Source organism: Streptococcus oralis (assembly GCF_004127215.1).
In the GTDB taxonomy this organism is placed as follows: Bacteria; Bacillota; Bacilli; order Lactobacillales; family Streptococcaceae; genus Streptococcus; species Streptococcus oralis_BD.
In genome coordinates this window covers 274,855-288,940 of sequence record NZ_QEWJ01000001.1, presented here as the reverse complement: position 1 = coordinate 288,940, position 14,086 = coordinate 274,855, and the positions used below count along the sequence as shown (strand labels likewise).

The 14,086-nt window shown below is 42.0% G+C and carries 7 protein-coding genes, 1 pseudogene and 1 other annotated feature; of the genes and pseudogenes, 6 read left to right on the top strand and 2 right to left on the bottom strand.

Annotated elements, in window-relative coordinates:
- Nucleotides 1–6 precede the first annotated feature (6 nt).
- Together DF216_RS01365 and DF216_RS01360 are read right to left on the bottom strand one after the other, a co-directional pair.
- Nucleotides 7–1,089, bottom strand: coding sequence for a DEAD/DEAH box helicase (locus DF216_RS01365; RefSeq protein WP_129325704.1), 1,083 nt, complete (start codon nucleotides 1,087–1,089; stop codon nucleotides 7–9).
- Nucleotides 1,086–2,063 carry a Gfo/Idh/MocA family protein gene (locus DF216_RS01360; RefSeq protein WP_129325703.1) on the bottom strand — a complete coding sequence of 326 codons (978 nt, stop codon included), beginning with the start codon at nucleotides 2,061–2,063 and terminating at the stop codon, nucleotides 1,086–1,088. The genes DF216_RS01365 and DF216_RS01360 overlap by 4 nt, the downstream gene beginning before the upstream one ends.
- Nucleotides 2,064–2,218: 155 nt before the next feature.
- On the opposite strand from DF216_RS01360, the gene DF216_RS01355 reads away from it, so the two are divergent.
- The 6 genes and pseudogenes from DF216_RS01355 to DF216_RS01330 form a co-directional block, all read left to right on the top strand.
- Nucleotides 2,219–2,905: a YoaK family protein gene (locus DF216_RS01355; protein ID WP_129325702.1), complete on the top strand. Its 687-nt coding sequence runs from the start codon at nucleotides 2,219–2,221 to the stop codon at nucleotides 2,903–2,905.
- A 64-nt stretch (nucleotides 2,906–2,969) separates the two neighbouring features.
- Nucleotides 2,970–3,089 (top strand) — a sequence feature (ribosomal protein L21 leader region).
- Nucleotides 3,090–3,122: 33 nt separating this feature from the next.
- Nucleotides 3,123–3,437 carry a 50S ribosomal protein L21 gene (rplU, locus tag DF216_RS01350; protein WP_125827743.1) on the top strand — a complete coding sequence of 105 codons (315 nt, stop codon included), beginning with the start codon at nucleotides 3,123–3,125 and terminating at the stop codon, nucleotides 3,435–3,437.
- 15 nt (nucleotides 3,438–3,452) lie between these two features.
- Nucleotides 3,453–3,797, top strand: a complete 345-nt coding sequence (locus tag DF216_RS01345) for a ribosomal-processing cysteine protease Prp (RefSeq protein WP_129325701.1) — start codon at nucleotides 3,453–3,455, stop codon at nucleotides 3,795–3,797.
- 16 nt (nucleotides 3,798–3,813) lie between these two features.
- Complete coding sequence (rpmA, locus tag DF216_RS01340; RefSeq protein WP_003032879.1) at nucleotides 3,814–4,107, top strand: 50S ribosomal protein L27; 294 nt, start codon at nucleotides 3,814–3,816, stop codon at nucleotides 4,105–4,107.
- Nucleotides 4,108–4,520: 413 nt separating this feature from the next.
- The gene (locus tag DF216_RS01335; RefSeq protein ID WP_129325700.1) at nucleotides 4,521–13,664 is read left to right on the top strand and encodes a beta-N-acetylglucosaminidase domain-containing protein; all 9,144 of its coding nucleotides are present in this window, start codon (nucleotides 4,521–4,523) and stop codon (nucleotides 13,662–13,664) included.
- A gap of 124 nt (nucleotides 13,665–13,788) precedes the next feature.
- A pseudogene (locus DF216_RS01330) lies at nucleotides 13,789–14,037 on the top strand (DNA/RNA non-specific endonuclease); the annotation flags it as partial.
- Nucleotides 14,038–14,086: the final 49 nt, after the last annotated feature.

Sequence of the window (14,086 nt, the reverse complement as noted above, 5' to 3'; positions counted from 1 at the left end):
CCAACCTTATTTGATATAGAGTTCTTGGTTTTTTAGGACAATTTCTCGAACTGTAGCAAATTTCTTGAGTTTTTTAAGCTCTTCTGGATGGGTTACGAGAGTGATCACATAGCCCTCTTTGCTCATGCGACCTGTACGGCCAGCGCGGTGAGTGTAAGTTTCCATGTCTCTAGGAATATCAAAGTTTACGACACATTCTAGACTATCAATATCAATTCCACGAGCCAGAAGGTCTGTTGCAAGGAGCAGGGTTAGCTGCTTGTCTTTAAACTTTTCCAAGATAACTTTTCTAAACTTGACATTGACATCGCTAGCGAGAGAAACAGCCAAGATATCCCGATACTGTAGTTTTTCCTCTGCGCTTCCAAGGTCTGAGAGGCTGTTAAAGAAGACCAAACCACGGAAATCCTCAACATGAGCCAGTTTTCGTAGCATATCCACACGATGGCGTTGGTCCACCTGCATGTAGAAATGTTGGATGTTGTCCAACTTTTGGTCAGAAAGATCAATGGTGCGCGTTTTTGGAGCAATCTTTTCTTGGTCAAACTTGGTCGTCGCACTCATATAGACGAGTTGGTGGTCACGAGGTGCGTAGTGGGTAATTTTCTCAACAAAGTGAATCTGAGAATCATCGAGCAATTGGTCAAATTCATCTAGAATGATGGTTTCCACATTCATCATCTTGATTTTTTTCAATTTAATCAACTCAAAGATACGGCCGGGAGTTCCAATCAGAATTTCTGGTCCTTTTTTTAGGCGTTCAATCTGACGTTTCTGACTCGAACCTGATAAGAAGAGCTGAGCAGTCAAGCCGATAGCCTCTGCCCACGTTTTACATACATCAAAAATCTGTCCAGCAAGTTCCGTATTTGGTGCTAGAATCAAGAGTTGCTGGGCTTTTTTCTTTTGTAGTCTGAGTAGACTTGGGAGTAAGTAAGCGAGGGTCTTACCAGTTCCTGTTGGGCTCACTCCTAGGAGGTTTTCTCCAGCAAGAATGGGTTCAAATAGTTGAGTTTGAATGGAAGTAAATTCTTGGAAACCGAGTTGGTCGCTCAATTCCTGCCATTCAGTGGGTAGTTTGGTTTTCATTTTTCTGCCTCAAATCTAATGCCAGCAGTCTGGCGCATAGTATATAGTAGCTCATGAACAGAGCCTGCATCATCCAGCCAGTTCTGGTAACGTGTCTTGTCTGGTTGCTGGATCATGTGTGCAAATGCAGCGACTTCCTCAGTCATCGTATGAGGAGCCTGTTGGATAGGGAGCTGGACTCGATTTCCTTTGTGGTCAGTAAAAATAGCTGAGTGGACATGCTCAATCGTGTTGAGAGTCAAGGTTCCATCTTCTGTGTAGATCTCGCAAGGAAGATTGGAAGTGATGTTTTTTCCAGCCTTGATATGAACTTGAAAGTCAGGGTAGAAGAGCATACCGTCTCCATTTAGGTCAATGCTATTGTCGAGCTGTTGAGCCTGATAGGTCGCGTCCTGAGCTTTTCCAAAGAGGCGAACGGCAGCGTAGAGAGGATAAATCCCCAAGTCCATAAGAGCTCCGCCAGCAAAACGGTCTGAAAAGACATTTGGCGTCTGCCCAGCCAACAAGTCCGGCATCTTGGAAGAATACTTGGCATAGTTGAAATCTGCTCCCAGCACTTGCTTGTCTGCTAAAAAGTTTTTGATAGTAGTAAAAGCTTCCTCGTGGTAATTACGAGCGGCTTCGAAGATAAAACAGTGATTTTCCTTAGCCGTTTGAACCAAATCTAGCCATTCATGTGGCTGAGTGACAGCTGGCTTTTCAAGAATGACATGCTTACCAAAAGACAAGGCAGCCTTGGCTTGAGCAAAATGCAAGGAGTTTGGACTGGCAATATAGACAACATCAAAGGAACTCTTGAAGAAGTCCTCTAATTGATCAAAGAGCTGGATATCTTGATAGCGAGAAGCAAAGGTTGCTGCGGTTTCTAGTTTTCTAGAGTAGACAGCGACCAGCTGGTATTCTCCACTGGCATGGGCTGCTTCTATGAAGTGATGACTGATAGCACTAGTTCCGATAACACCTAATTTAAGCATAGATACTCCTTTTCCGACTTTAAATCCTTCCTTCATTATAGCATAGAAAAGAAGGACTATCCAACAGATGGTAAAAATTTTCAAATGGACTACGAATTTCTCAAAGAAAGTGGTACAATATTTAGATAAGTAGATGAAATGAGAAGGGGGAGAAAATGAGATTATTACCAATAAGAAAAATATCACGTCAGTCTAAAAGACTAGCGCTTTTTTTGACTTTTTGTGCAGGATATGTAGATGCCTATACCTTTATCGTGCGAGGGAATACCCTAGTAGCAGGCCAAACTGGGAATGTCGTCTTTCTTTCTGTAGGACTCATTCAACACAATGTGTCAGATGCCAGTGCAAAAGTAATGACCTTGCTTTCCTTTATGATGGGGGTCTTTTTACTGACATTGTATAAAGAAAAACTACGAATAGTTAAAAAGCCAATTTTGTCCTTGATACCACTTGCAGTCCTGTCCCTAATTATTGGCTTTGTGCCGCAAACAGTTGATAATATCTATCTAGTACCGCCCTTGGCCTTTTGTATGGGACTGGTAACAACTGCTTTTGGAGAAGTGTCAGGTATTGCCTATAATAATGCTTTTATGACAGGGAATATCAAACGAACCATGTTAGCTTTTGGGGATTACTTCCGGACCAAACATACGCCTTTCCTACGAGAGGGCTTGATTTTTGTTAGCTTGCTTAGCAGTTTTGTCTTTGGAGTCATTTTTTCGGCTTATTTGACGATTTACTATCAGGAGAAGACCATTCTTGGTGTTCCTATTATGATGAGTATCTTTTACATCAGTATGCTTTTTGCTTCTTGGAGGAAAAAAGGAAAAGAAAAAGCTTAAATTTGATTGATTTCGCTTGTAAGAAAAAAGAAGATATGCTATACTTGAAGAGTTGACTATGCACAGTCCTGTGCAACCGCACGAACATCGTTGCTCATCGTATAACAAATTTAAACTTTGTTATACTTAGAGCTCATTTACTAAGTGGTTCGTCCCACGATGCTAGGCGAGTCTTCACAAAATACGGGGAAACCCAAAAAATCATAGGAGGTGCATAATGAGCACATACGCAATTATCAAAACTGGCGGAAAACAAGTTAAAGTTGAAGTTGGTCAAGCAGTTTACGTTGAAAAATTGAACGTTGAAGCTGGTCAAGAAGTTACTTTTAACGAAGTTGTTCTTGTTGGTGGTGAAAACACTGTTGTCGGAACTCCACTTGTTACTGGAGCTACTGTAGTTGGAACTGTTGAAAAACAAGGAAAACAAAAGAAAGTTGTTACTTACAAGTACAAACCTAAAAAAGGTAGCCACCGTAAACAAGGTCACCGTCAACCATATACAAAAGTTGTCATCAACGCAATCAACGCTTAATTTTAAGGAGAACACATGATACAAGCAGTCTTTGAGAGAGCCGAAGATGGCGAGCTGAGGAGTGCGGAAATTACTGGACACGCCGAGACAGGCGAATACGGCTTTGATGTCGTGTGTGCATCGGTTTCTACGCTTGCCGTTAACTTTGTCAATTCCATTGAGAAATTTGCAGGCTATGAACCAATCCTAGAATTAAACGAAGATGATGGTGGTTTTTTAAGGGTTGAACTACCGACGGCTATCCCGTCACACCAGAGAGAAATGACCCAGTTATTCTTTGAATCATTTTTCTTAGGTATGGCAAAATTATCGGAGGACTCATCGGAGTTCGTCCAAACCAGAGTTATCACAGAAAACTAACACGGAGGAAAACATAATGTTAAAAATGAATCTTGCAAACTTGCAACTTTTCGCCCACAAAAAGGGTGGAGGTTCTACATCAAACGGACGTGATTCACAAGCGAAACGTCTTGGAGCTAAAGCAGCCGATGGACAAACTGTAACAGGTGGATCAATCCTTTACCGTCAACGTGGTACACACATCTACCCAGGTGTAAACGTTGGTCGTGGTGGAGACGATACTTTGTTCGCTAAAGTTGAAGGCGTAGTACGCTTTGAACGTAAAGGTCGCGATAAAAAACAAGTTTCTGTTTACCCAATCGCTAAATAAAAAGGTCCAGTGAACCTTTTTATCCCGAGCCTTGAAATGTAAAGGCGAGGAAGCTAGAAGTAGCATTAAATAAGGCTTTCCGAGTTTCTCGGAGAGCCTTTTTGTTATATGTGTATTAATCCGTCTCACGCTGTAAGGTCTCAAACAAGTAAATTAATCACTATGCTAGTGTGATATTTGATAAGTTTATTAGAGATAGTGTTCAGTAATATCATGATTTCTTTGAGAGGCATATAAGGAATCAAAACCGTTAGTTACTCTCTAGAATGTTTGATACTTGAGTTAATTAGAAACTTTAAATTTTTTTATAAAAAGACTTGACATTTTTAGGGAAGGGTTGCATAATAGAGATAATAATATATAAAATGCGTTATTTGAAAGCGCTTACTCAATTTTAGGAGGAGAAAAGGAAAATGGATAAGAGATTTTTTGAAAAAAAATCTACCTATAGCATTCGGAAATATGCTGTAGGAGTGTGCTCTGTTGTGATAGGAACTATGTTATTCAGTTCCCAACCAGCTGCAGCTGCAGAAGTTACCCCTACAAGTCCTGTTTCGAGTGCTAGCTCGGCGACTGAGACTGATGAGACTGCTTCGGGGGCGGTAGAGAAGATTCAACCCTTAGATGAATTGCCAGCAGATTTAGCTGATAAACTAGCTAAAGCAGAGGCGGGGGGAAATGATACTCCAAGTATAGAAGGTCATGAACCAACTTCCGAAGCATCTGCAGAAGCGACTTCACCTAAACCAGCTCAACCTAAGGTGAGCAATGAACCAACTCATCCAGAATCAGCAACAACTGCACCAACAACAGAAGTGGAAAAGACCCCTGATATCAATCATTTATTAAATGTTCGTGTAAGCGCATCCAATCACGAACAAAACACTTCTTTTACTGCTGATAAGGCAGTCGATGGAGATAATACTAGTCGTTGGGCGACAGATAAGGATGTAGTCAATCCTCAGTTGACTATGACACTAGATAAAGTGACATCAGTCAAACGGATTGAGATTGATTGGGATCGTAGACAGAGGACAGGAAAGCCGAACGATCCAAATATTCAAGGATGGAAACTATACTATGCTACAGCTGAAGCTATCAATGAAGAGGAAGCGACACGTAAGTGGAAATTGGCTTATGAAAAAGATGGTCAACCAGTTTTAGACGAAAGAGTCAATTTGGATGTTCCGATTGAAGCTAAATATCTCAAATTGGAAATCACTAAATATGCTGAAGGTAGTATGCGCTGGCGCAATGTCGGTATTCAGGAAATACGAGCTTATTCTAACATTCCAGAACCAGGTAAGGTGACAAGTCTTAACCAAGTAGAGTCGCTGACTTTGGCTCAAGATGGCCATTCACTTGTCCTACCTAAATTACCGGGTAAGGTTAGCTTAGTTGGTAGCAATAAAACAGGTGTGATTGACCTGAATAATAAAATCTACCAGCCTCTAACGGAGCAGACAGTTAAAGTTTCTTTGCAACAAGTGCATGAAGGTCAAACCATTACCAAGGAATTTGAAGTTAGAGTTCCTGGTCGCTATGTAGATGAGGGAGTTGGAGACAAACCAACAGTGGCTCCAACTGTTCAGCAATGGCATGGTGAGGAAGGACGTTCTTCTATTTTGGAAGATACCGTTCTATCTGTTGGAGATTCAGGATTTGACAAGGCAGCTAATTTCTATGCCAATGATTTGATTTCTCGAGGTTTAGAGCTTGCCAAGGGAGACAGTACTTCCGCGCATCGTATTGAGTTTAAAAAGGTAACGGACAAGGGCTATGGTGAAGAAGGCTATGGTATTACGATTCGTGATAATGTCTTTACCATTGAAGCGCAGACCAATAAAGGTGCCTTTTATGCTACTCGAACCTTACTTCAAATGGGGCAAGAGAATATCCAAAATGGTGAAATTCGAGACTTTCCAAGTTTTAGCCACCGTGGATTTATGCTAGATACTGGTCGTAAGTTTATTCCTTATGATACTCTTGTGGACATTATGCTAAACATGGCTTACTACAAGATGAATGACTTGCAGTTGCATTTGAATGATAACTATATTTTCCTCAAGGAGCACTTAGCAGGTAAAAATCTGACCAAGGAGCAGGAAATTGAGTATGTGCTCAATCATGCAGATACAGGTTTCCGTTTACAGACAGATATTGTCGGTGACAATGGTGTGCCTTTGACTTCCAAGCAACACTATACCAAAGATGAAATGCAAAGACTCATCGCTTTGGCTGATGAGCTAGGAATCAACTTGGTGCCAGAAATTGATACACCGGGGCATGCTTTATCATTTGTGAAGGTTCGTCCAGACTTGATGTATAAAGGACAGCTGAGTCCGAATAAGCACAATGTAGAGCGTGTTGCGATGCTTGATTTGGATAAGAATTATGATGAAACATTGCGCTTTGTCAAGTCTGTTTATGATAAATTGTTGGATGGAGAAAATGCCCCACTTCGAGGTGTTAAGACGATTCACATCGGAACAGATGAGTACTATGGCAACAATGAAAACTATCGTCGTTATGTCAATGATTTGATTACCTACATTAAAGGTAAGGGTTATACGCCACGAATTTGGGGTTCACTTAGCCGTAAGAGTGGTCAAACCCCAGTTGATTTGAAGGATGTCGAAGTGGATATCTGGAGTCTAGGATGGCAACATCCCCAAGCGGCTTTGAAGGCTGGTGCTAAAATTATCAATATTACTGATGTTCCGACTTACAGTGTGCCAAATGGTAATAACCAGCAAGGAGCATATGGTGATTACTCTTCTTATGAGTATCAATATAATCGTTGGACACCAAATGATTTTACGACAGCAGGAAATGGTCCAAAATTAGCGGCTTCAAACCCTCATATCTTGGGTGGTGGACATGCTGTTTGGAATGATAATATTGATCTCCACGAAACAGGCATGACTTCTTATGATATTTTCAAGCGCTTCTTTGAAGCAACAAGAGTTACTGCTGAAAAGACATGGGGATCAAATCGAGCTGCTAACAACTTTGAAGGAAGAACCTTACCACACGCAGACTATGTTTATGCACCAGGTAGTAATCCAGAGTACAAGATTGATGATACTGAGACCTATGAAATCAATTCAAAGACAATCAAGCGTTACGATGCAGAAAACATCACACAAAGCGCTAAAGGTCTAGTCTTCAATAAAGAAAGTAAGATTGAAAATGCTATTGGGAACGTCGGTCCAAGTCACGTCTTAAAAGTTGATGTGACGGTTACAGGTGATGGTGTGCAGGAGTTAGCTTCTAGTGAGGGGAACAAGCTCTATTTGTCTGATGAGTCAGGTAAAGTAGCCTATAAGTTTGAGCAACACCATATTCAGTTTGATAAGACATTGGAAAAAGGTAAACGCTATGAGCTAGTCTTTGTCACCAAACCTCAGTCAACTGAGCTCTATGTCAATGGTGAAAAGATCAATCGTATTGCTAACCCAGCTCACCCAAGATTGGCTCACACAAGTCTTGTCCTACCTCTTGAAAAAATCGGAGGTTTTGAAGGTACTTTGCACAATCTCAGCTTGTCTGATAAGCCATTTGTCAATCCACGTTTGATTGCACAGGATCAGATTGCTCGTGTGGAGGCAAGCAGTGAGCAACTACCAGGAAATGCGACAGAAGGAGCTGTTTCTAAAGCCTTTGATGGCAATCCTGCAACCTTCTGGCATTCACATTGGACGAAGAAGGATCCGTCTTATACGGTTACTATGACCTTGAAGCAAGCGACAGCTGTAAATGCTTTGACTTATCTTCCTCGTCCAGGTGGCGGAAATGGTCTTGTGACTAAATATGAAATCTATGCTAAAAAGGCTGATCAATTGGTTAAGGTAGCTGAAGGTACTTGGGATAATAATGCAGCTGAAAAGATTGCAAACTTTGAAGCTGTCGAAACGGATACAATCCAGTTGAAGATTCTACAGGGAGTAGAAGGATATGCTAGTGCAGCTGAAATCAATCTTTTGAAACCAATAGCTACATCAGATGAGCCTGCTACACCACCAGCACCAAAACCAGATCCAAAACCCGAAACTCCAGCTCCGAAAGATGACGGAACTGTTGAATTGGAAGATACCTTTATCGCTAAAAAACCAGCAGATCCAAGTGTAGTAGAAGCAGCTTTGAGAAGCCAAGAATACCTTAAGAAACAGTATAAGATTTTCCCAACTCCTCATAAGGTTACTTATGGCGATGGCTTGGTACGTCTAGATAAGAAAGTTCATTTGGTAATTGGTGAGCAAGTTGATATTTATACTCGTAATCGACTCAAGTCTATTTTGCAAAATAGCAATATCTCCTATACTACTGGTAAGACAGCCGAAGCTGGAGCAACTAATATCTATCTGGGAGTTCACCAGACTGGCTCAAAAGCGGAAGAAGCTCAGAAAACAGAGTCTGTCAACCAAGGACTATTTGATAAGATTGATGCTTATTCATTAGTGGTTAAAGGTCAGCAAATTTCCATTGTCGGAAAAGATACAGATGCTGTCTTCTATGGACTAACAACACTCAAGCATATGCTAAATGATAGCTCTGCTCCAGTTCTGCGTGAGGTCAATGTTGAAGACTATGCTGATGTGAAGAATCGTGGTTTTATCGAAGGCTATTATGGTAACCCATGGTCCAACGAAGATCGTGCGGCCTTGATGCGCTACGGTGGTGATTTGAAACTGACCCAGTATTTCTTTGCACCAAAAGATGACCCATATCACAACAGCAAGTGGAGAGAACTTTATCCAAAAGAAAAACTAGAAGAAATCCGTCAGCTCGCTAAGGTGGGGAACGAAAACAAGACTCGTTATGTTTGGACCATTCATCCATTTATGAATAGTCGAATTCGCTTCCAAAACGAGACGGTTTACCAAGAAGACTTGAATGCAATCAAGGCTAAATTTACCCAGTTACTGGACGTCGGCGTTCGTGAGTTTGGTATCCTTGCAGATGATGCAGCTCAGCCTTATGGTGGTTATGAAAGTTATAACCGCTTGATGAAAGATATGACCGATTGGTTGACTGAAAAACAAGCGACTTATCCGGGCTTGAAGAAAGAGATGATCTTTGTTCCAAGTCAGTATTGGGGCAATGGTCGGGAAGACGAATTGCGTTCCCTAAACCGTAATCTTCCGAAAAGTAGCATTATGACTCTGACAGGAGGAAAGATTTGGGGTGAAGTTTCTGAAAACTTCTTGACTCAACTTAAGCAAAATATAGAGGCATCTGGTCAACCATATCGTCCTGTTCAACTTTGGATCAACTGGCCGTGTACAGATAATTCTAAACAACACCTTATCTTGGGTGGTGGTGAGAAATTCCTACACCCTGGTGTGGATCCAAGCCTAATCGGTGGGGTCATGCTCAATCCGATGCAGCAATCAGAACCATCTAAAATTGCTCTCTTCTCAGCTGCAGAGTACAGCTGGAATATCTGGAAGAATGAGGCGGAAGCCAAGGCTGTTAACGATGTAGCTTTCAACTTTGCAGAAACAGGTCGTTTCACAGAGACCAAAGAATCTGCAGCCTTCCGTGAGCTAGGTAAGCACATGATTAACCAACATATGGATAATCGTGTTGTGAAGCTAGAAGAGTCTGTAGAGCTAGCTCCGAAACTGACAAACTTCATGAGCAAGCTGAAAGCAGGTCAAGATGTCTCAGCTGAGCGCAAAGAGTTGAAGGCAGAATTTGCTAAGCTAAAAGCTGCAGCTGAGACCTATAAAGCATCAGGAAATGAACAGATGCGTGAGCAGATTAAGTACTGGCTTGACAATACCATTGACCAGATGAATGCCTTAGATGCTCTCTTGACAGCTACTGAATTTATTGGTAGTAAAAATGCTGACGGCCTTTGGAATAATTACTACAAGGGCTTGAAAGATTATGAGCAATCTAAGAAACATTCCTTCTGGTATGTTGACCATTACGAAAATGCTGAGCTAGGTGTACAGCATATCCGTCCATTTATCCTTAACCTTAAGGAATATCTGGCCAAGGAAATCGAAAAAGAACTGAACCCAGATAAAGTTGTAACGACCTTTATTACTAACCGTACAGGTGGTGAAGGAGATTTGACTCAGGTCTTGGACGGAGACTTGTCAACTCAAGTTATCTTTAAAAATCCAACCAGAATTAGCACTGGTGATTATGTTGGTCTGCAGTTTAACAAGCCTGTTTCTATCAAGAAGTTGAGCTTTGCTATGGGAGCTGTTAGCAATCCGAAAGACACCTTTAATAAGGCTAAGGTTGAATACCTAAATGAAGCCGGTGAATGGACTGCCCTTCCTCAAGGTAACTATGTCGGCAATGAGTCTGAGATTACCTTAGATAATCTTGATATCAAAGCCAAAGGTATTCGAATGGTTGCAACAGAAGATCGAGACAATACTTGGTTTGCAGTCCGTGAAATCGCAGTTAACCGTCCTCTTGAAAATGCCAAGAAGAAAGCTGGAAGTATTACCATCAGTCCAAATCTGGTCTATAAACTCAATACAACGGCTGCCAAGATGACTGACAATAGTGATAGCACAGAAGCAATGTTGGCAAGTTCTTCAACAGCAAATGGAGAAAGAGATACAACCCCAGTAGATGCTTGGGTACAGTTGGATCTTGGTTCTCAACAAACAGTCAAGAAGATTCGTTTGGTACAAGGAGTGACAGATAAGCTAGCAGCTGGTGTCATCGAAGTCTCTACTGACGGACAAAACTGGACAACGGTAGCCAACTTAACAGGTGAGCAAAGCAAAGAAGTTGAAACCAATCAGAATATCCGTTATGTACGCGTTAGAAATACGCAAAAGACTAATTTCTGGTGGCGAATTGGCAACCTATCTGTCGAGTCAGAGACTGGAACAGACCAATACACAGACACTAATGTTGAACAACTCAAGACTACTCAAGTCCATGAAAAATTGGGCCGCTACGAGATGGATATTCCAGCTGGAACAACTTTAGATGCGGGCCAATATCTTGGAATGAAACTAGATCGTCTCCATGAAATTGAGGATTTGAAACTGGGTGAGAATGCTAATCAAGCACTCCAGCTCCGCTATTCTCCAAATGGAGTGGAGTGGTATAGTGCCTCTGAGTTACAAGATCACCAGCTTGTCCGCTATGTACGTCTTGAAAACAAGACAGGTCAGAAACAGGCAATCGGAACGACTTCCTTGTTCTTGACTACTAAGGAAATTCAACCAACATCAATTGAGTCTACCAGCATGGGTATCAATCCTAACTATGGTAGCGGAGATGTTCGTAAAGCGAAAAACCTAGACCAGCTCTTTGATGGTGATTTAAACAATTATGTTGAATTTTCTGATTATCCACAAACCGATGGTCATATGACTCTCAATCTTGGAGCAACCCGTCAAATCAAGAAGATTCGTGCCTACATTAAAGATGGTACACAGAACTATCTTCGTGATGGAAAGATTCAAGTTAGCGCAGATGGCAAGACCTGGAAAGATGTAGTTTCAGTAGGAGACGGTCAGGAAAATCCAGCACGTGATGACTCCTTAACTGATGGCTGGAAACATGATTCACAGCGACCTGGAAATCGCTATATTGAGGGAGAATTGCCAGAAGCAACTGCAGCGAAATATCTCCGAGTGCTCTACACAGCTCCTTATCGTCATCGCTTTGTTGGATTTACAGAGTTAGTTATCAATGATGGAGAATACACTAAGTCAGTCAATAATCCAACTGTGGAAGGTGCGGGTACAGAGAGCAAGTCATCTGAAAAGAATAATATAGCAGATGGCAATATTCTCAGCAGTTACAAGGCGACCCAAGACAGCGGTGAGTTGATTTACCATCTATCTGAAAAGACAGAATCAAATCATGTTCGCCTGATTTCAGATATTCCAGCAGGAAGCTCAGCGCACGTTTGGGCAAAAACCATTTCCAAAGATGGGCAAACAGCTTGGCAAGACTTGGGTGCGGTTACCACAAGCTTCCAAACCTTCCAGCTCGCTAACAGCGCCTACTTATTAGATGTTAAATTGAAGTGGGAAGGTGGTCGCCCTGAGTTTTATGAGGTTTCTACCTATCATGCTGAGATAGCTGAGACACCTAATCCAGATACACCAATACCACCAGTTCACAAGACGACACCAGCTGAAGGCGTTCAAGCTCCTGTAGTTGAACAGCCGCGCTTGGATGTGGTAACTGAAGAAGTTGGCTTCAAGACCGTCGAACGCGAAAATCCGCAATTGCCTAAGGGCACTCGAAAAGTTGTCCAAGAAGGCAAGGTTGGTGAGAAAACCACGCTTGTTGAAGTGACGATTGAGAAGGGCAAGGAAATCGGTCGAGTGACTCGAGATAGCTTTGTTTCCAAAACTCCAGTCGATCAAATCGTGGAAATCGGTAAACCAGTTGAGCAGGTAACGCCAGCTGCGGGCGATAAAGAACTTGTAGTTGAACAGCCACGCTTGGATGTGGTAACTGAAGAGGTTACTTTCAAGACCATCGAACGCGAAAATCCGCAATTGCCTAAGGGCACCCGAAAAGTTGTCCAAGAAGGCAAGGTTGGTGAGAAAACCACGCTTGTTGAAGTAACGGTTGAGAATGGCAAGGAAAGCAGCCGAGTGACTCGAGATAGCTTCGTTTCCAAAGTTCCAGTGGATCAGATCGTGGAAATCGGTAAACCAGTCGAGCAAGTAACACCAGCTGAAGGCGTTCCAGCTCCTGTAGTTGAGCAGCCACGCTTGGATGTGGTAACTGAAGAGGTTGCTTTCAAGACCGTCGAACGCGAAAATCCGCAATTGCCTAAGGGCACTCGAAAAGTTGTCCAAGAAGGCAAGGTTGGTGAGAAAACCACGCTTGTTGAAGTGACAATTGAGAATGGCAAGGAAATCGGTCGAGTGACTCGAGATAGCTTCGTTTCCAAAGTTCCAGTGGATCAAATCGTGGAGATTGGAAGTAAGGAAGAAAAACCAAGCACTCCACCAGTACCATCTAAACCGGAAAGTGATTTGCGTATTCTGACTGATAAAGCTACCAAGGTTCAAGTCATTGGTACCAAGGCTACACTGGATAAAGTTGTTAGTCTGAAAGTCAAGAAAGTGACAGCACAAAACTTGGAAGGCAAGACTTATGATGCCTACGATATTACTCTGGAAGATCAAGATGGTCAGCCAATCCAGCCTAAAGGCAAGGTATTTGTCAGTCTGCCTCTAGCTGCGAACAAAGAAATTGAAGCTGTCTATACTGTTAAAAGTGCTCAGCAAGTGGATAGACTTGTTTTCCAACAAAAAGGTCGCTATGTCGAATTCATGACAGATCAACTTAGTGTTTATGCAGTTGTGTACAAGACTAGTGCGAGCCAAGTACAGGAAGAAAAACCAGAAATTCCTTCACAAGATCAAACTAACAAGCCTGATTCTCCTCAGAATCAAGAAGCTAAACCGGATGTACCGCTACAGACTCCAGAAAGAAAAGAGACTGCAGTTTTGCCAAATACAGGAACAGCAACAGATTCCGCCTTCTTACTTGGTATTTTAACGGCCTTGACAGGATTGTTCCTGTTCAAAAAGAGGGAAGAGTAAGTATTTGACAAGGATCTTGTGGTTGATGGACGATAAAGAGTTCCTGAAATCGAAAGTTTAGGAGAAGGCCATATGGTCTTCTCCTTTTTCAGGCTTTTTGTCAACTGAAATGAGCGACTTATGTAGAGGTCATTTGATTGGGTATCAGTTTAGTGGATTGGATGATTAAAAGAGAAACCTGGTCTCTATGACCGACTGGCTCAATGCTGGAACAGATAATACTAATCAAGAAAGCATGCTTTACTATGAAAACCGTTTGGATTATTGGTTGGGCAATCACCCGAACTACTATCTTGACTACAAAGTGACTCCGATTTATCAAAAGGATGAATTGATCCCGAGAAAGATTGAGTTGCAGTATGTGGGAATCAATTATTTGGAAGCTGTTGCTAAAAACACAGTCAAAAAGCCGTTGGAAAACG